Genomic DNA, 18,191 nt, shown 5'->3' on the forward strand with positions numbered 1-18,191 from the left:
ATAACTTATATGGTAATACTTATTAAATTTTTCAACTGTTAACTATTTTGATTTGAAAAAGCTTGAGCTACTTTATTTAATTTTTCTGGTGCATCATTTACATCCATGTGAACTTCAATAAAATGCATTTTATTTGGCGTATCATTAATTTCATTTAACACCTTTTTCAATTCTGAACTAGTTGTGACATTATTTATTTTAATGTTATTTCCTTTCGCCCCAAATATTGAAGGTAACATTTTGTAATCCCACATTTGAATGTCATTATAAGGTGCTGTTTTACCATGAATCTTACGCTCAATTGTATACCCATCATTGTTGATGATAAATATAACAGGTTTTAAATGCTCACTAATAATTGTTGATAAGGCTTGTACAGTTAATTGTAATGCACCCTCACCAATTAATAACACATTTCTACGATGTTTATTTGCAATTTGTGTACCAAGGGTCGCTGGTAGTGTATATCCTATTGAGCCCCATAATGGTTGGCCAATAAATTTATTATCTTCATACAGTGTTAAATCGTAAGCCCCAAAGAAAGCAGTACCTTGGTCAGCGATAATAACATCGTCTTTTTTTATAAATTTTTGTATTAATTTGAAATAAGTTTCTTGTGTCAATGGTTTCTCATTTATATCTAAATTGTTATCTTGATAGCCTTGATAGCTTGGATAATTTGCTTTACTAACGTAATTCATCGTTAATAAGCCTTTTAAAAGGTCTGGAAGGTTAACTTCCGAGTCTTTGATTTCCTCTATTATGAAATTGCGATGATTCATCGTTATTACATCTTCTAAATCAAAGTTGTATGAGAAGCCTGCAGTTGCAGAATCTGTTAATTTAGCCCCTATATTTAAAATTACATCACTTTTATCTACATAATTTTTAATTTGTTCTTCTGCAACCTCTCCATCATAAATACCCATGTAATATGAGTTTTCTTCATTAAATGCACCTTTACCTAAAGAGAGTTGAACTACTGGAATTTGCGTTTGGTTCACAAATTTTTCTAATTGCTGATGCAAATTGAAACTATTGATTTCATGGCCTGCAATAATCAAAGGATTTTTTGCATTTTTTAATTTTTCTTCTATCATTTTAATATAACTAGAAACGTCTCGTGTGTTGGGTTTTCTATAACGGTAAGGTGCTTTTACTTCAATTTCTTCTGCTGCAACATCGATTGGTAAATGAAGGTGAACTGGACGTTTTTCATTTATTGCAGCATCAATTAGCCGTGGTATTTCCTCTTCTGCATTCTCAGGCGTTATATATCCTTGTGCGGTAGTAATGTGTTTATACATTTTACGGTAATCATCAAAACGACCTTCCCCTAACGAATGGTGTACATATTTACCAGCATTTTCGACTTCGCGTGTGGGGGCACCTGTAATGGCTATGATAGGAACACGTTCTGCATAAGCCCCTGCTATTCCATTTATAGCACTGAGTTCTCCTACTCCAAACGTGGTAACCATAGCACTAATACCTTTCATTCTGGAATAACCATCTGCAGCATAACTGGCATTTAATTCATTTGTATTACCTACCCAATCCATATCATCTCGGTTAATAATGTCATCTAAAAAGGTAAGATTAAAATCTCCCGGAACTCCAAAAATTTTGTCAACGCCCACAGTACTGATACAATCCATTAAATATTGTCCTACTCTTTTTTTCATTCATCATTTCTCCTTTAATCTCATATTAACACTACAAAAATAACTCAATTAACAAAATAAAGATCTTGAAATTGAATTTTTCCTTATTAATCTTTTTCGATTACTGTTAAAAATTGTATACGTTAACTTCTGATTATTTGAGGTACAATTATGACTAAAATAAATGTATTTATTTATTAATTTGATTATTGGCTTTTGACGAAAATTTACCATGTACACGTAGTAAAGCTTCAATACGTTCTTCTGCTAAATGTTCTGCAGCTTCTAATGGTAGGATGTTTTTTTCATTAGCGATGTTTAAAATCTTACCTATTTGATTATATACACCTTTCACTTTTTGAGTTGCACGTTCCTTATTATAACCTTGTAACTCATCTGAAACATTAATCACGCCCCCACTATTTACAACAAAATCTGGTGCATAGATAATACCACGTTCATTTAACATTTTCCCGTGTTTATCTTGGTCTAACAACTGATTATTAGCGCTACCACAAATCATTTTAAATTTTAATTTTGGTATGCTCTCATCATTTAAAACACCACCTAATGCACAAGGAGCGAAGATATCAGCTTCAACACCATAAATATCTTCGATACTCACTGCCTTAGCATTAAAGTCCTCTACAGCACATTTTATAGCTTCTTCGTTAACATCCGTTACAATAAGATCAGCGCCTTCTTCATGTAAAAATTTGCACATATGATATGCAACATTTCCTACCCCTTGTACAGCGACCGTTTTACCTTCAAGAGTATCGCTACCAAATGCTTCTTTTGCCGTACGTTTCATAGCATAATAAACACCTAATGCTGTCATTGGGCTTGGATTACCACCCGAACCAAATGACTCACTTATACCACATACATAAGGTGTTTCTTGATAAATCATATCCATATCTTCAACACTTGTGCCTACGTCTTCTGCAATAATATAGCGCCCATCTAAACTATTAATATAACGTCCCAATGCTCTAAAAAATGCTTCTGACTTATCTGTTTTTGGATCGCCCATTACGACTGTTTTTGCGCCACCTAAGTTAAGTCCTGCAGCTGCATTTTTATACGTCATACCTTTTGCTAAACGCATCACATCTACAATCGCTTCCTCTTCTGTATCATAATTCCAGAAACGACACCCACCTAGTGCAGGACCAAGCGTAGAGTCATGAATACAAATAATTGCTCTTAAGCCACTTGTTTTATCATGACAAAATACTAGTTGCTCATAATCAGATTGTTCCATTTTCTCAAAAATCATGTCTATTCCTCTCCTATGCATTTAATAATTATAGAAAGCCCTTACATATTTACTTTAACATGCATATAATGTTACTGTTTTCTGAAAATATAAAATGATAATTTGAATCCTGTTTTATAACTTTTAGGTTTATTTAATTATTAATAGATAATGCTTATTCTTATACTAAAAATCCAAAAAAATTGAAAAAATATAATTCGCAAATTTCAAGTTTAAGTTAGCCACCTTGAGTTCACCATAATCAGAGATTGTGAAAGCACTATGATGGTGGGTGTGTTCCTCCTCCCCCGAGGGGGCGGAGGCGATTTTACACTAGGCGCTCTGAGCCGATTGCGTCTGTTTGAATGCTTTAACGAAACATTCGTGTGGCGTCTTGTAGTCCAGGATTTTACGCGGGTAGTCATTCATCCACCGCTGAATCCGTTGAACTTGCCGATCACTGATGGACGAGATGGACTGGCCTTTCGGGATAAACCGACGGATGAGCTTGTGCTGGTTTTCGCTGGTGTCCCGTTCATATGAGGCAAACGGCCGGGCGAAGTACACATCGGTCACTACTTTCAGCGTGTTATACAGTTCACTGAATTCCGAACCATTATTTGACGTGATGGTCCGAAACAGTGACGGCATATGCGCGCCGGCACGTTCGACGAGTGATTCCGCCGCCTGTGTGACAGGCTGGGCGGCTTTACCATTGATTTTCAGGATGACTTCAAATGAAGTTGCGTCATGTGATTTCATTCCTTTATTGAGAGTTGTGGTTAACTTCAATATAACATGAAATTCACATGGCGTTTTTTGTATCATAGGTGGCTAGGTTCATTATAAAATCCACCTCCTCCAAACAAACGTTTATCTAAATGAATACTAGGGAATTATATAAATTACAATAGCAAATTATGGAGACAGAGCAATATTAAGGAGGATAAACGTTGAAACAAGTACCAGAAACAAAAATTAAACTAAAAGATGCAAAAGAATTGATGAATAAAGGATATAATTTACTAGGTGAGCTACGCGAAGATGTGGATGCTCCAGTAGTGAAAGCAGAATTTTTTAATGAAAGTATAACAGTTATTTACGGCGAGGAAGCGGCTCGGAAGTTTTATGACCCTGAAAATTTTAAACGGGAAGGTGCGATGCCAAAACCTGTGCTCAAAACATTGTTCGGCGAAGATGGAGTGCAAACATTGGACGGAAAAGCGCACCACCATCGTAAAAATTATTTCATGGATTTAATGACACCGGAAAGAATGGAAGAATATCATCAAGTTTTAGCGAAACATTTATCAGAAGCTTTAGATAAACAACATGGTGAGTTTGAGTTATTTGATCTAGCGAATAAAGTATTATTTAATGCTATTTCGGAATGGTCTGGAATTAATTTAGCCAAGTTTGATAAAGAAACATTAGAAAAGCTTGCTGAGAATCAAATTTCGATGATTAGTAGTGCGGTTACTTCTCCTACAGATCATATGAAAGGTATTTCAGATCGTAAGGAGTCAGAGAAATGGGCGCAGGAACTCATAAAAGAAGCGCGAAAGCATCCTGTTCCGGGTAAAGAAAATCGTGCTTTATATACTTTTGCGAATGCGACAGATCTTAATGGGGAATTATTACCTGTCGAAGTAGCGGCAGTTGATTTATTAAATATTATCCGTCCAACAGTAGCACTAACTGTTTGGGTAGCCTTAATGGGGCATGCGCTTTTCGCCAAAGAAGGTATTTACAATGCCTTACAAGCAGATTTTGCTAACCTGCAAGACCCTTTCATCCAAGAAATGCGTCGTTATTATCCATTTTTCCCAATGTTACCGGCAATTAGTATAAGTGATGTGGAAATAGATGGGTATGAGATTCCAAAAGATAGTTGGGTCGTTTTAGATGTTTACGGAACGAACCATGATGAGCGTAATCTGGTTTTACCAGAGCAGTTTGATATCGAGCGCTATATCGGTAAAGCAAAAGATTTATCATATGAAGAAGAATATGAAATGATTGCTCAAGGTGGCGGGAAATTTAGAGAAATGCATCGTTGTGCCGGGGAGTGGATTACCTTGCATAGTATGCGAGTGTTTTCAGATCACTTAGTGAATAAATATGAATTTACTGTACCTGAACAAGACTGGACGATAGCGATGAATCAATTTCCAACCTATCCAAATAGTAAGGCATTATTGTTCAAGGATTAGTAAAAAAGTTTACTACTTTAAAAGTTTTTCAGGTCGCAAATTTCAAGTTTAAGTTAGCCACCTTGAGTTCACCATAATCAGAGATTGTGAAAACACTATGATGGTGGGTGTGTTCCTCCTCCCCCGAGGGGGCGGAGGCGATTTTACACTAGGCGCTCTGAGCCGATTGCGTCTGTTTGAATGCTTTAACGAAACATTCGTGTGGCGTCTTGTAGTCCAGGATTTTACGCGGGTAGTCATTCATCCACCGCTGAATCCGTTGAACTTGCCGATCACTGATGGACGAGATGGACTGGCCTTTCGGGATAAACCGACGGATGAGCTTGTGCTGGTTTTCGCTGGTGCCCCGTTCATATGAGGCAAACGGCCGGGCGAAGTAAACATCCGTAACAGACTTTAATGTTTCATGGAGTTCACTGAATTCAGACCCGTTATCGGCTGTGATGGTCTTGAATAATGATGGCATATGCGCACCGCCCCGTTCAACGAGTCGTTCGATTGCCTCTGTGACAGGTTGAGCGTCCTTGCCTTCAATTTTCAAAAGCACTTCAAAACGGGTCTGTCGCTCCACCAATGTCAGCAGCACCGCATCATCCTTGTGTTTTGAACCGATGACGGTGTCGATTTCCCAGTGACCGAATGTCTCCCGGGATTCGACACCTTCTGGCCGTTCAGCGATGGACGGTCCCAGATCACGTTTATGTTCGCGGTCCTTGCGTGTTTTTGATTTTGTGTTGCGGCTGAGCTTCTCCGATAGATGGATGTTCTTTGTGCGCATGATCTGCCGGTCAATCCAGTTGTACAGTGTCGTCGTACATGGTATCAGTTCAGCAGGGCACACATCCCTTTGTTTCGCAGCACCAATGACGGCATCGGGCGACCAGTGGTGGTCCAGCATCTGTGTATCTGCCCAGTCGACAAATGTATTGGATCGGCTCCATTTTGGCCGCCGGCCAGAGTGAAGGCGGTGGGTTTCATAACGCGTCTGAGCGTAGTCTGGATCATAGACATGATACTCATAATCATATGTTTTTCCATTCTGTTTCTGACGGCGGATTTGTCGGACGGTTCCGCGTTTGATTTCGTTATTGATGGTCTGGGGTGCACGTCCTAAACGCGCCGCAATGTCACGGTTGGAGTAATTCTCCTGCTTTAAAATCTTAATTTGGGCCCGTTCCGCTTTGCTCAGATGTTTTCCTTTGATGGATTCAGTGGTATCATGAAGTTGCGTCATGTGATTTCATTCCTTTATTGAGTGTTGTGGTTAACTTTCAATATAACATGAAATTCACATGGCGTTTTTTATATCAGAGGTGGCTAAGTTCATTATAAAATCCACCAAAAAATATAATTACATAAAGTACTGTATCATTTTGAATACTTAGTAATTAAATAAAACTAAATACTAAAGAAGCCAACGAGATAAGTTATGATGATTGTCAGTCATGAAAAAAATCTAGATGAGCAAAATAGTTCTAAAAAGCATATTAAAAGAGACTTCTTAGAAAAAAAGTCTCTTAATTGTTTTAAAATTTGGTATGAATTATTATATTTTAGTCACTAAATTAGATTTTTAAAAAAGAATATATCTCTTTTATCTGTAAAATCATCAAAATTAGCATCTCTTTGAAATCCTAATCTGTAAGCTAAATTTATAGAAGGCCAGTTACCCTTATCAGTTCTTACTACAAAAAATAAAGTGTTTTTTTCACAAATTCCATTTTTTCTGCGCCATCGCTTCCTATTACATTTTCGCTTTCTTTTGCAATAAACATGAAGAACCACGTTCATTATTGTTCTAATATTTCTTCCATTCATTAAGCATTTATGTGCGGCTCCTTGTATTTATATCACCAATAATTATTGATTTGGCAGGATACAGTCCAGACCTATAGGTTTTTGTCTTTTTTAATTTTATATATATGGATATCCCTAGAGATAGTTATTATAGGCCTAATTAATAACTCAAAGCTCCCAATAACAAATAAGACTGTGCCATAGAAAGTAGTTGATTCACTAAAAAACAAGAAGCTACCGACAATGAAGAATAAAGCTAACATTATATCGTTAATTTGATAAAGGAGTTTGTAAAACGCGTCAATTTTTACATCAAAACCTAGAAAGTTAAATTCTAGTTCTCTTCTTGTACTTTCTTTCATGGAAAACCACCTCTGATTCATTATACAATGCTTGAAAAATTTTTGAATTTATAGGAAGTTGGATTATTGAAAATATTAATTTTTTGATAAGTTAAACTAAAAAATATATATTATTACAATTAGTTTTTGATTTATTTATAATTAATTAGTTTTAATTTATAGTCATTTATAGATTTCACTGTGCCATCTTTCTTTTTAATGATGATATGATCTTTTGAAATTTGGGTAGGGCTTTTTACACCTACAGCAGCAGCAATATTAAACAAACCTTCATGCAAACTTGTAACGTAGTTAGTAACGCGATACTTTTTCTCGTCAATAATGAGACCTTTTTCTCGTTTAGGATCAGTTGTTGCCACACCAACTGGGCAAGTATTCATATGACATTGTTGACTCATGACGCATCCAACGCTGATCATCATCCCTCGTGCGATATTAACTAAATCTGCTCCTAAACCTAAAGCAATAGCAATTTTGTCTGGTGTGATAAGTTTACCAGAAGCAAAGACTTTCATTTGGTGACGAATATCATACTTTTCAAGTAACGCTGTTACAATAGGTAGGGCTATAAACAATGGCAAACCCACACCATCTTGAAGTTCTTGGAAAGTGGCACCGGTGCCACCTTCCCCGCCATCGATAGTGATAAAATCAGGGTATTGGTTAGTTTCAATCATAGTATTAATAAGTTTTTCAATTTCTGATACCTTACTAACTACAATTTTAAAACCTACAGGTTTCTGACCTTGGTGTTGTAAAAACGTTACCCAATTTAATAAATCTTTGGGGTTGCCAATTGAATTGAAACGGTTGGGAGAATTAATTGTTTTCCATGGTTCTACGTTTCTAATTTCAGCAATTTCCTCTGTTACTTTATTACCTTGCATATGACCACCCCGTGTTTTAGCGCCCTGCGCTAGCTTTATTTCAAAAGCTTTAATTCTGTCGCGGTTTGCCAATTTGAGAAATTCTTTTAAATCGAATTCCCCTTCTTTATCACGTACGCCGAATAAACCTGGTCCAATTTGGAATATAATATCTGCGCCACCTTTAAGATGATATTTAGATAAACCGCCTTCACCTGTATTCATCCAAGTTCCAGCTTGACCTAACCCCATGGATAAAGCTGTAATAGCATGGCTACCTAAGGCACCATAACTCATACCTGATTGACCGACAAGTCGTTTAATTTTAAAAGGATAATCTAAGCCTTTTCCAAGTATAATAGCGTCCTCGTCAGACAAAAAGTACGGATCAATTTCAGTTTTAGATATATGTTCATCTCGGTTAAATAAACGTTCGTTATCGACTTCATAAATAAATGTAGAGATCATAGTTGATTGATCGATATGTAATTCAGCTGTTTGTAAGGGAAACATAGTATTTTGAATATAGAAACCATCTTCATAATCATTTTGAGTGCCATAACTAGACATTCTTGAATTGTATTTACCCGCGACAACAATATTAGTGTAATCATTTCTTGAGAATGGTTTACCTTTGGTATCTTGTAAAAATAAATACTGGCGCATTTCAGGCCCTATTTTTTCTAAAAAATAGCGAACATGCGCGAGTAACGGATAATTACGTAATACGCTGTGTTGTTTTTGTCTTTTGTCTTTAAAAAGTAACAGAGCGCCTGCTAAAAGCACGCTAAGTAAAGCTAAAACAATAATAATGTTTACAATTAATTGTAATATAGTTAAAACAGTCACATTAACCATCCTTCATTATTAATATTTAATTTAAATATTAATACATTTTAATAATATATAAATTCTTCATAAGGCAAATTAAAATAATGTCCTAACACTTCTGCTTCTGTTTCGGTAGGAGTTTTTTCTCCCTTTTCAAATTGCCATAATCTTTTTTCATCAAATGATAAGTCAGACATTTTATTTAATTCATCCTTAAGTTGTTTAAGTGTTAGCTCATGTCTTTTTCTTAAATTAATTAATATATCCATTTATTCTCTCTCCTTTTTTATACTTATACAAGTCTCAAGACTATCATTTCTGATTTTAAATATATGAAGCATATATTTAATCACATCATCTTATGTGCATATCTAAATTTAAAACTACAGTTAGAAATATTTCTAACTGTAGTAAGTGTGTAATCAAAAAGTTATATGGGAAGCCCTGTTTTATTAATACCTTTAATTTATCTAAATTAAACCTGAATTTACATAATCTATGGTTATCAGAATAACATTAAAAAGGACTCCTTATTCAATAAGGAGTCCTTTAATCGTTTCAAAATGAAATATTGTCTCAATACAGATTATTTTAAATAACCTCTCATAGTCACTAATCCTACAAATAGAAACAGTATAACAATGATAACCTCCTACTTACTGAGAATTTCCGACAGAGATAGGGATAATTTGTGAAGTTAACATTTGTTTGTACAATATCTTCTGTCATCACGGGTTGCTTAGTATATTATATATGTTTAATATTTTTTCTAAAAAAACACCTCTGACTAATTGGGCCATTCCAAAAGCTTCTTCTGAAGAGAGGTCCTTTTCTATAGATTATAAGTGAGCTGAGTGTCCACCTTGCATTACCCAATAAGTACCAATTATGATAATTAAGGTAATGATAATCGCAAATATAACTTTAAAACTTTGTATGTTTCCGTCTTTACCTTCAGTTAAATGCATGAACATTAATAATTGAACTGCAGCTTGTATAAATGCAAAACCAAAGAGGATAGTAATCTTCACATTAAGTGCCATAGATGTGTATAAAGTTACAAATACCGCTAATAACGTTAGAACGATTGAGGCAATAAAACCTACTGTGTGTTTTACTATTGTATTCATCCGCTAAACACCATCCCTATCATATATACGGCAGTGAAGATGAAGATCCATACAACATCTAAAAAGTGCCAATATAAACTTACTATAAATAATTTAGGAGCATTGTCTTTATTTAATCCTCGCATAGCTACTTGAATTAATAAGCAGATAATCCAGACGATACCTAACGATACGTGGGCACCATGTGTTCCTAATAGTATAAAGAAACTAGACCAATAAGAACCGATAGTTAGATTAACACCTTCACCTACATAGTGGGCGAACTCGTAAATTTCAAAACCTACGAACACGATACCTAGTAATACAGTGATAATCATCCAAACCATCATTAATTTTTCTTTTTCGTTTCTCATATAATATATTGCAATACCACATGTGTAAGAACTAATTAATAACGCAAATGTCATTATTAAAACTAGGGGTAATTCAAATAACTCAGTCGTCATTTTACCAGCATAATCGCCACCGTGTTGCAGTGTTAGTAACGCTGCAAATAACGTACCAAATAATGAAAATTCAGCTGTAAGGAAAATCCAAAAGCCAAGTTTATTTAATTCACCTTCATGCGAACGTTGATCAATTGTGTTTGCATTATGACTCATGACTTACAGCCTCCTTTTCTTTTACACGTGCTTTACGTAAACGTTTTTCGGTTTCTGCTACTTCAGAAGCTGGGATATGATAACCGTGGTCAACTTGGAAACTGCGGAAAATCATCGTACTAAAGATGCCGATTAAGCAAATAATGGCTGGAATAATAGTTTCAAAGATTAAGAAGAACCCACCAATTGTGAAGAAAATCCCCATAAAGAAACCAACTGGCGTGTTATTTGGCATATGAATATCAGTATAATTGTGATTATCTAAGTAGTGACGACCGTGTGCTTTCATATCAACAAATGTATCATAGTCATTCCAGTCAGGTGTGATAGCAAAGTTGTATTTAGGTGGCATTGCTGAAGCAGTTGACCACTCTAATGTACGACCTAAACCATCCCAGTTATCGCCAGTTGATTCACGTGGTGATTTGAAGAAACTATATGCAATACTTGCAATTAAGAACATGAAGCCTAATGCCATCGTTAGTGCTCCGACAGTAGAGATTATGTTTAGTAACCACCAACCATCTTCTGGCATATAAGTGTATAAACGACGAGGCATACCATCTAAACCAAGCACGAATTGTGGTAAGAAACAAACATTAAAACCAATAATGAATAACCAGAAACACCATTTGTTTAACGTTTCGTTTAACTTAAATCCAGTCATCTTAGGCCACCAGAAAATTAATGCTCCTAACAAACCAAATGCAACACCTGCTACTAATGTGTAGTGGAAGTGTGCAATTAAGAAGTAAGTATTATGATATTGGTAATCGGCTGCTGCCATAGAAAGCATCACACCAGTTACGCCACCTATTAGGAAGGTAGGGATAAATGCTAGTGCGAATAACATGGGTGCTTCAAAAGTAATTCGACCTTGATAAAGCGTAAACAACCAGTTAAAGATTTTAACACCGGTTGGTATACCAATAAGCATGGTTGAAATTGAGAAGAATGAGTTGATTAATGCACCATTACCCATTGTGAAGAAATGATGAACCCAAACTAAGAAGCTTAAGAATGCGATACCTGCAGTCGCCCAAACCATACTTTGGTGACCAAATAGGCGTTTACGCGCAAACGTTGGAATAATTTCAGAATAAATACCAAATGCTGGAAGGACAACAATATAAACTTCGGGGTGCCCCCATACCCAGAAGAAGTTAGCCCAGAGCATTGGCATACCACCATTTGCAACTGTAAAGAACGCTGTACCGAATATATTATCAGTTGTAAATAGTGCTAACGCGACTGTTAATATTGGGAATGCTAAGATAACGAGTAATGTTGTAATGAAAGCAGTAACTGTAAACATTGGCATTTCCATAAATTTCATCGTAGGTGTTTTACATCTAAGTATAGATACGAAGAAGTTAATACCCGTCATAAGTGTACCGATACCAGAAATTTGAATTGCAATTAAGTAATAGTTGACTCCGGGTCCGGGACTGAATTCTCCTGCCATCGGTGCATAATTTGTCCAGCCAGCCGCAGGTGCGCCTCCGATTATAAATGACATGTTGAATAAAACCATACCTGAGAAGAATAACCAAAAACTTACGTTATTTAATACAGGGAATGCAACATCACGAGCGCCAATTTGTAAAGGTACAATGACATTCCATAAACCAAAAATGAATGGCATTACCATAAAGATAATCATAATAACGCCGTGCGTGCTAAAGACTTCATTATAGTGGTTTGCTTCTAAGAATGTATTGTTTGGTATAGCCAATTGTGTACGCATCATTAGCGCGTCAATACCACCGCGAACAAACATTAATAAAGCACAGATTAAATACATGATGCCGATTTTTTTATGATCAACAGATGTAAACCATTCCCTGTATAGATATTTCCACAATTTAAAGTAGCTAATTGCTGCAATTACAGCGATGACGGCGAATGGGGCTCCAATTTGTGTCATTGTAATCATCCAATCACCGTGAACGAGCAATTGATCCCATGGAAAATTCATTACTGTCCACCTCCGTTTTCATGGTCTTTTTTCTCTATTTTAGATGCTTTTTCATCTTTTGCACCTTCAGATATTTTGTCCATTTCATCGATATTATGTGATTCTTCGTCTTTGAATTCACTATCGTAAGGCTCGTCGTTGCCAAGAATCATGGCTTTCATACCATGCCTTTCATAGTTCGCATTTGTGATTTGCGGTTTACGTGCAGGTTGATCAGGTTCATCTAACACATCTTCAGTTAATTCTTCTTCAGTGTTAAAGTTCGGATCTTTTTGTACGTAATTGTAACGATCATAGGCATAGAAAATATACTCAGGATCTGCTGCAGGATCAACAAATGCTAGATGGGTACCACTGAAAGTTAACTCTTCATTTTCAGTAGTTGGTAAAAGTTGCTTATCAAATGTATCTTGATCTAACTCTTTTTTTCTTTGAGCATCTTTGACCCAATCGTTAAATTCACTTTGACTTACTGAGTTAACATCGAAAGTTTGACGAGAAAAACCTTCACCATTGAAGTTTGAGTTACGTCCACGGAACGTGCCTTCTTCACTGGATGTTAATGTCCAGTCCATTGTCATACCTGTCATCGCGTATTTCTGACCACCAAGTTGTGGAATCCAGAAACTTGTCATCATATCCATTGATTGGAGTTTGAAAACAACAGGTCGATCCTTGGGAATAGTTAAGTGATTAACAGTTTCGATTTTTTCTTCAGGATAACTAAAGAACCACTTATAACCAGCACTTGCAGCATAAACTACAATAGGGTCATCTTTTTTATCTGGTGTTTCCTCATACATGTAAAGTGATTTAACCGTTGGAATGGCTATAGCAATTACAATGATTATTGGAATAATGAACCAGATCGATTCAAGTAAAAAACTATGGTGCATCTTTCCTGTTTCCTCTGTCTTGCCCATTCTATATTTGTATAGAAAGACTGTGAACAAGAGAATTACAGCGACAACGATAGCAAGCATGAAGATGATCGAATACATAATCAAAAACTTCGAATTACTTGCCATTGGCCCTTTTGGGTTTAAAACTTCTACGTTAGAACAACCACTAAGCAGGATTAGCGAGCCAAAGAGTAGAAGCAAAGACTTAAATTTCGACACTTTTTTGACCTCCTAATATTACAAATATAGGTTTTATCATCAATTTTAATATAGTTAAAATAGTCACCTTAATCACCCGTCTTGTTTCATAAACTCAGCAATTTTATCAGCGATATCTCCTTCATAAAAAGCTTTACTACTATTTTCAACGCTTGATTTGAATGTGTTAGATAAGTCTTTATTATAAAAAATGTCTCCTTCTAAATAAGGGGAGACCCGACCTTTAAAAACCCTAGAAGTTTCTTCGCATCTATGTAGTATATTTACAGGGAACCCTTCTCTTTATAGGAATCTTATTAACATCGTTCATAGAGGGCCCATTAGCGTTTAAAATGTATTGTTGTTAAATTATTAGGAGAAGTAACAACTGAATTTTGGGCTACAAATGGTTAGTCAACACGTTGATCCGCTATTTTTTTCATTATTCTCATCCCCTTCAAGCCTAAACAACCAAAATCTCATTCTATTCTTTTCCTTTTATACTCAAATATAAACATTTTACTCTTATATAGTATCTCAATTGAATAGATTTTCTAATACTAATGCTAAAATTATGTCCACTAGTAAATCGTTACTACTTATTGGTCGAATAACACTAGATATTGGAGCAAAAGTTTCAAGTGGTATTATAATAACGCTTGTCCCAATGATAAAATAGCAATTGTTATAGGTGAATCTATCGCTGGCTATTCCGAAAAAAAGAATTCTCATTGAATAAGGACTCTCTCAATCGTTTCAAAATCAAATTTTTTCTAACTTACAATCGATTGAAAAACACATTATATAAATAAATGCTTATAGAAAAGGATTAGTGTCATTTATATTTTAAATATTGGGACGACATTAGTGCTTTAAAACTCAAGAAGTTTTAAGTTGTCCTGACAAGTTGGTTGTGAAGATCCATAATAAAATTCCTTAAAATTAAAGCTATCATTAACGATAAATGTTAATGGCAGCGAGTGTGTGTGAACTAAAGAGTTTATGCTGAGGTCTCTTTAGTGTATTAATACCTTATTTTTTTATATTAAATGAAATAAATAAAATGTTTAAAGACTATTTTTAAGGAAATATTAATTATAATGAGTTCATGAAAAATATAAAACGGGGTGTAAACTGATGTCTACTGTATTTTTTCTTATTGCCATAATAATAGTGTTGTTAGTTTATATTTTTGTTAAACATCAATACACTAAAGATTTTAAAGTTCAACAAAGTAAACGTAAAAGGGAACAAAGAGTAAAAAATTTTGTCTATAATGCTTTTGATATTGATAAGATTGAAGCAATACATTACAAAAAATCACTCATTGAATTAATATACAAACAAAAAACTATTACTGTTAAAAGAGAGCAAATAATTTTTGTGGATTATGAATATCAAGAAAAATTAGAATCTCAATATAAAATGTCATCAGATGTCGATAGAGCTGAATTATTCGATTTGATTATAGAAAGTACTTATTTTTATATAACTGAAAATCATTATTTTACTTTAGTAATTAATTCTAAAAATCATAATAGAATTTGAATTAACAAGAGGAGGGATACTTTGAAACCTGTTGTAAAAGAATATATAAACGTTGATGAATTAGAAGTAGATATCAAAGCGTTAAAAGACCAAGGCGTGAATGTTCAAAATATTTACATTCTTACAAAAAACTCAGAGTGTATTACTAATATAATTAATAACACACATGTTACAAGTATTAGTTATTATCCAATTGATAGTAATAATACATTTGAGAATAAGAGCGAAAATATCAAAGAAAAATTAAAAACATTAGATTTTTCTGAAAGTGAGATTGAATCATATAAAAATAGTATATTTGATAATAAATTTTTTTTAATTGTTAATGATTTTAGAATTATAGGCGTTTTATAAAACACTTTTACTATTATCAATTGGTATTTTTAATTTCATTAGACGTACGAATTATATTTCTGTGACTTAACTAAAATATGACTTTTCACCCTGGATAGGCTTACGGGTTCCATTTATATAACATCAAGTGGAATCCGTAAGCTTATTTAATGTCTATACATTATTAAATGGAATTGTTGGTCTTTTAAATTGATTGAAGAGATATTCTATGTTGAAGATAAACAGGATACATATTTTGCTGTCTCAAATCACTTTAAAAATAAAAAAATATATATTCTATTGCCACATTCATAAATACCAAGACAATGGGAGAATGCAAGATAGAATAATTTTTAACTACAACTAAATGAGATCTTAATGTTGAATTTTGCGTAGTTTCTATAGTATTTAACAAAATCGGTTTATGTGCAAAACGAAATGGGAATTTATTATATGTAGAGTACTTAAATTAATAGGAGGTTTTTGTATATGGTCGATGAAGAACACCAACAGCTGATTCAAACATTACATGAATGTGTAGAAGCATGTAATCACTGTTATTACGCCTGTTTGAAAGAAGAAGATGTAAAAATGATGGCAGAATGTATCCGGCTGGACCGTGAATGTGCAGAAATTTGCGCATTTCTGGAACATGCATTAACGAGAAGCACCTCATTTGCGCCTGATTTGGCAAAAGTGTGCTCCAGAATTTGTGAAGCATGTGGAAGTGAATGCCAAAAACATGAACATAATCACTGTCAGAAATGCGCAGAGGCTTGTTTCAAATGCGCGAAAGCTTGTAAAGAAATTGCGTAAAATGAAATCAATCAAAGGAAAAGTGTTATACCAAGAGGAGTTATCTTGGTATAACACTTTTTACGATTAAAATTACATAACTATCAGTATTAGGAAAAAATTCCATAACTAACTATGCTACTCCTTAACTCTTTTGGCCCTTCACACTTTAGTTTATAGTAACTATAAACTAAAGTGTGAAGTAGACAAAGTTAATAAAAATTATTAGAATAGTACGAGTATTTGGTTATCTTCAAACAGGAAACTTTTCAACAAAGAGACTTTTATGATGTTAAATAGTAACTATAGTACTGATTTTAAAAGAGAAAAACTATATGTTTTCATCTTGTTTATTCGTTGAAATAATCAAAAAGTGTTAGCTGATAATAAGGCGGCTGAGCATCAAAATTCTTGTGAAAATGACGTTTACCCAGCGCCATGCCACACACAGGGTAACCACTATGGTTAAGTGTAGGTGTAAAGAAAACCTGTACATAACGAGCTGTGATATCATCAATAGTCGCTTGTATATTTTCATAAATCGTTCCCTGCTTACCATACCAAGTGTCTCCAATCTGTAGTTCCATAAACTTACCCTCTTTCAAATTTAACTCACGGTTATATATACCCTATTATGATTAAAAATTAAGCACTAAAATAAATAGACCAATACTTATAAAGAATATACTCACTTATTTATATTTTATTTTATTTTATTTTATTTTTCGTATTTTTAGAGATTGACCTGTTTAAGTAAACAATGTTATTAAAAACATCAGTCGTGTAGCTTTAAGAGATTTAATAACGAAAAGCTGATTCTGCAATTGTAATAGAGCCCTATATGGGGCGTCAAAGAACAAGGTCGCGGTGCTTATGCATAAAATTTTGCTAAACATGAGGTTATTATATTTTCTTTTGTCCTATCATTTAATGGGTAATAGTACAGTAGAGTTTTATTATTTATCATATTCAGGTTTGTTTATGAGTGTATTAACGTAAGCGCTTTCTACATAACCGAAACTTTACGAATAAAAAACTAACAACAAGTAATATAAAGCTTACCGAAATACATTTTATTCCAAAGGAGGAATTTTATGAAACCGATTAAAGATATAGAGATAAAGACATTAAAATATGAAGACGATGGTTCAATACCGAATAATCCTTCATTTCCAATATTAATATATTTAAATGTCTCAGATACCAATGACAAGCTAGACAATATTATAGAAAATAATAATTGGTTAAATTCTTGGGAAAATGGCATTTTTTCATACCATCATTACCATAGTAATTCTCATGAAGTACTTTTAATTGTAGATGGCTCTGCACAACTTCAATTAGGAGGTGAACAAGGCTCTAAAGTAGATGTTAAATTTGGTGATGTACTCATATTGCCAGCTGGTTCTGGCCACAAGTTGTTAAACGAAAGTTCAAATTTCACTGTTAAAGGAGCATATCCTAACGGACAATCTTATGATATATGTGTAGGCAAAGAAAGTGAACGTCCCCAAAATTTACGCAACATCAAAAACGCGCCTCTACCAGATTATGATCCAATATTTGGTGGACAAGGACCTCTATTTTCATATTGGAAAACGTAGACAATTTAAAGACACTTACAAATTTTTGTAAGTGTCTTAACTCTCCAAAATCCAAAAAAGTTCTTCTATTTATTATTTTTCCTCTTTTCCATTTATATACTTAATAA

At 34.3% G+C, this 18,191-nt stretch carries 17 protein-coding genes and 1 pseudogene; 5 read left to right on the forward strand and 13 right to left on the reverse strand.

Annotated elements, in window-relative coordinates:
* Window positions 1-38 precede the first annotated feature (38 nt).
* From SOJ_RS13160 to SOJ_RS13170, 3 genes and pseudogenes are all read right to left on the reverse strand, one after another.
* The gene (locus tag SOJ_RS13160; RefSeq protein ID WP_002508617.1) at window positions 39-1,685 is read right to left on the reverse strand and encodes an alpha-keto acid decarboxylase family protein; all 1,647 of its coding nucleotides are present in this window, start codon (window positions 1,683-1,685) and stop codon (window positions 39-41) included.
* Between the two features lie 169 nt (window positions 1,686-1,854).
* Window positions 1,855-2,946 (reverse strand): Leu/Phe/Val dehydrogenase, encoded by a 1,092-nt coding sequence (locus tag SOJ_RS13165; protein WP_002508618.1) that lies wholly within the window; start codon window positions 2,944-2,946, stop codon window positions 1,855-1,857.
* Between the two features lie 312 nt (window positions 2,947-3,258).
* A pseudogene (locus tag SOJ_RS13170) lies at window positions 3,259-3,669 on the reverse strand (IS30 family transposase); the annotation flags it as partial.
* 209 nt (window positions 3,670-3,878) lie between these two features.
* On the opposite strand from SOJ_RS13170, the gene SOJ_RS13175 reads away from it, so the two are divergent.
* On the forward strand, window positions 3,879-5,138 hold the full coding sequence (locus tag SOJ_RS13175) for a cytochrome P450 (protein ID WP_002508620.1): 1,260 nt from the start codon (window positions 3,879-3,881) through the stop codon (window positions 5,136-5,138).
* Between the two features lie 148 nt (window positions 5,139-5,286).
* Here the strand turns inward: SOJ_RS13175 and SOJ_RS13180 are convergent, their stop codons facing one another.
* From SOJ_RS13180 to SOJ_RS14900, 9 genes are all read right to left on the reverse strand, one after another.
* A complete protein-coding gene (locus SOJ_RS13180; protein ID WP_002508621.1) occupies window positions 5,287-6,372 on the reverse strand; it encodes an IS30 family transposase in 1,086 nt (361 codons plus the stop codon).
* 655 nt (window positions 6,373-7,027) lie between these two features.
* Window positions 7,028-7,297, reverse strand: coding sequence for a YrhK family protein (locus tag SOJ_RS13190; RefSeq protein WP_037539657.1), 270 nt, complete (start codon window positions 7,295-7,297; stop codon window positions 7,028-7,030).
* 131 nt (window positions 7,298-7,428) lie between these two features.
* Complete coding sequence (locus SOJ_RS13195; RefSeq protein WP_002508622.1) at window positions 7,429-9,012, reverse strand: FMN-binding glutamate synthase family protein; 1,584 nt, start codon at window positions 9,010-9,012, stop codon at window positions 7,429-7,431.
* A 47-nt stretch (window positions 9,013-9,059) separates the two neighbouring features.
* Window positions 9,060-9,263 carry a helix-turn-helix domain-containing protein gene (locus SOJ_RS13200; RefSeq protein ID WP_002508623.1) on the reverse strand — a complete coding sequence of 68 codons (204 nt, stop codon included), beginning with the start codon at window positions 9,261-9,263 and terminating at the stop codon, window positions 9,060-9,062.
* Window positions 9,264-9,833: 570 nt separating this feature from the next.
* On the reverse strand, window positions 9,834-10,124 hold the full coding sequence (gene qoxD, locus SOJ_RS13205) for a cytochrome aa3 quinol oxidase subunit IV (RefSeq protein WP_002508624.1): 291 nt from the start codon (window positions 10,122-10,124) through the stop codon (window positions 9,834-9,836).
* Entirely contained in the window at window positions 10,121-10,726 is a 606-nt protein-coding gene (qoxC, locus tag SOJ_RS13210; RefSeq protein WP_002508625.1) for a cytochrome aa3 quinol oxidase subunit III, read from the reverse strand. Before qoxC ends, qoxD begins: the two co-directional genes overlap by 4 nt.
* Window positions 10,716-12,704, reverse strand: coding sequence for a cytochrome aa3 quinol oxidase subunit I (gene qoxB / locus SOJ_RS13215; RefSeq protein WP_002508626.1), 1,989 nt, complete (start codon window positions 12,702-12,704; stop codon window positions 10,716-10,718). The genes qoxC and qoxB overlap by 11 nt, the downstream gene beginning before the upstream one ends.
* Entirely contained in the window at window positions 12,704-13,825 is a 1,122-nt protein-coding gene (gene qoxA / locus SOJ_RS13220; protein WP_037539660.1) for a cytochrome aa3 quinol oxidase subunit II, read from the reverse strand. The genes qoxB and qoxA overlap by 1 nt, the downstream gene beginning before the upstream one ends.
* A 72-nt stretch (window positions 13,826-13,897) precedes the next feature.
* Window positions 13,898-14,086, reverse strand: coding sequence for a gamma-glutamyltransferase (locus SOJ_RS14900; RefSeq protein ID WP_155759075.1), 189 nt, complete (start codon window positions 14,084-14,086; stop codon window positions 13,898-13,900).
* Window positions 14,087-14,941: 855 nt separating this feature from the next.
* On the opposite strand from SOJ_RS14900, the gene SOJ_RS13225 reads away from it, so the two are divergent.
* The 3 genes from SOJ_RS13225 to SOJ_RS13235 all read left to right on the forward strand — a co-directional run bounded on the left by SOJ_RS13225 (window position 14,942) and on the right by SOJ_RS13235 (window position 16,501).
* The gene (locus tag SOJ_RS13225; RefSeq protein ID WP_002508628.1) at window positions 14,942-15,352 is read left to right on the forward strand and encodes a hypothetical protein; all 411 of its coding nucleotides are present in this window, start codon (window positions 14,942-14,944) and stop codon (window positions 15,350-15,352) included.
* Between the two features lie 21 nt (window positions 15,353-15,373).
* Window positions 15,374-15,706 carry a general stress protein gene (locus tag SOJ_RS13230; RefSeq protein ID WP_002508629.1) on the forward strand — a complete coding sequence of 111 codons (333 nt, stop codon included), beginning with the start codon at window positions 15,374-15,376 and terminating at the stop codon, window positions 15,704-15,706.
* Between the two features lie 468 nt (window positions 15,707-16,174).
* On the forward strand, window positions 16,175-16,501 hold the full coding sequence (locus SOJ_RS13235) for a four-helix bundle copper-binding protein (RefSeq protein ID WP_037539661.1): 327 nt from the start codon (window positions 16,175-16,177) through the stop codon (window positions 16,499-16,501).
* A 329-nt stretch (window positions 16,502-16,830) separates the two neighbouring features.
* On the opposite strand, the gene SOJ_RS13240 is transcribed toward SOJ_RS13235, so the two are convergent.
* The gene (locus SOJ_RS13240) at window positions 16,831-17,067 is read right to left on the reverse strand and encodes a hypothetical protein (RefSeq protein ID WP_002508631.1); all 237 of its coding nucleotides are present in this window, start codon (window positions 17,065-17,067) and stop codon (window positions 16,831-16,833) included.
* 507 nt (window positions 17,068-17,574) lie between these two features.
* Here SOJ_RS13240 and SOJ_RS13245 point away from each other — a divergent pair.
* Window positions 17,575-18,084, forward strand: a complete 510-nt coding sequence (locus SOJ_RS13245) for a cupin domain-containing protein (protein ID WP_002508632.1) — start codon at window positions 17,575-17,577, stop codon at window positions 18,082-18,084.
* The last annotated feature ends 107 nt before the right edge of the window (window positions 18,085-18,191 follow it).

Origin of the sequence: Staphylococcus sp. OJ82 (assembly GCF_000294465.1) — a bacterium.
In the GTDB taxonomy this organism is placed as follows: Bacteria; Bacillota; Bacilli; order Staphylococcales; family Staphylococcaceae; genus Staphylococcus; species Staphylococcus equorum.

Excerpts from the sequence above, each read along its gene's own strand:
- SOJ_RS13160 (WP_002508617.1), bottom strand. The coding sequence starts at position 1,685 with ATGAAAAAAAGAGTAGGACAATATTTAATGGATTGTATCAGTACTGTG.
- SOJ_RS13165 (WP_002508618.1), bottom strand. The coding sequence starts at position 2,946 with ATGATTTTTGAGAAAATGGAACAATCTGATTATGAGCAACTAGTATTT.
- SOJ_RS13180 (WP_002508621.1), bottom strand. The coding sequence starts at position 6,372 with ATGACGCAACTTCATGATACCACTGAATCCATCAAAGGAAAACATCTG.
- SOJ_RS13190 (WP_037539657.1), bottom strand. The coding sequence starts at position 7,297 with ATGAAAGAAAGTACAAGAAGAGAACTAGAATTTAACTTTCTAGGTTTT.
- SOJ_RS13200 (WP_002508623.1), bottom strand. The coding sequence starts at position 9,263 with ATGGATATATTAATTAATTTAAGAAAAAGACATGAGCTAACACTTAAA.
- qoxD (WP_002508624.1), bottom strand. The coding sequence starts at position 10,124 with ATGAATACAATAGTAAAACACACAGTAGGTTTTATTGCCTCAATCGTT.
- qoxC (WP_002508625.1), bottom strand. The coding sequence starts at position 10,726 with ATGAGTCATAATGCAAACACAATTGATCAACGTTCGCATGAAGGTGAA.
- qoxB (WP_002508626.1), bottom strand. The coding sequence starts at position 12,704 with ATGAATTTTCCATGGGATCAATTGCTCGTTCACGGTGATTGGATGATT.
- SOJ_RS13225 (WP_002508628.1), top strand. The coding sequence starts at position 14,942 with ATGTCTACTGTATTTTTTCTTATTGCCATAATAATAGTGTTGTTAGTT.
- SOJ_RS13235 (WP_037539661.1), top strand. The coding sequence starts at position 16,175 with ATGGTCGATGAAGAACACCAACAGCTGATTCAAACATTACATGAATGT.
- SOJ_RS13240 (WP_002508631.1), bottom strand. The coding sequence starts at position 17,067 with ATGGAACTACAGATTGGAGACACTTGGTATGGTAAGCAGGGAACGATT.
- SOJ_RS13245 (WP_002508632.1), top strand. The coding sequence starts at position 17,575 with ATGAAACCGATTAAAGATATAGAGATAAAGACATTAAAATATGAAGAC.